Origin of the sequence: Tritonibacter sp. SIMBA_163, from assembly GCF_046535935.1 — a bacterium.
Lineage (GTDB): Bacteria > Pseudomonadota > Alphaproteobacteria > Rhodobacterales > Rhodobacteraceae > Epibacterium > Epibacterium scottomollicae.
The window spans coordinates 1-273 of sequence record NZ_JAWJBP010000432.1; the positions used below are offsets into that span (position 1 = coordinate 1).

Here is a 273-nt window from a genome sequence, read left to right on the forward strand (position 1 = left end):
CGATTTTGTCGACTAGGCGCTGAACCAGCGCCGGTGAGAATTGCGATGTGGGCAGATCCCCCAGCGGTTTGCCTAGCTTGGTGGGCATTTCCAGCAGCGTGGCCCGGCAGTATTCATAGTCCTGCTGGGTCTTCATGGCCAGCTCTTTGAGCTGTGCCGATTGGTGAAACTGTTTAGCCAGGTAGCGCAAGGTGCGGCGATCTATGCCACTGCGTTGCTCCATGATTCGGTGAAGCTCTGACAGCGTGGCATCGGCACCGGCGATACGCTCGG

Annotated in this window: 1 protein-coding gene; it reads right to left on the minus strand. The window is 58.6% G+C overall.

Annotated features, from left to right (window positions below; all coding sequences use genetic code 11):
- Window positions 1-223: hypothetical protein (locus R0J92_RS23015; RefSeq protein ID WP_411053375.1), on the minus strand; the 223-nt coding region annotated here is incomplete at its 3' end.
- Between the last annotated feature and the right edge of the window lie 50 nt (window positions 224-273).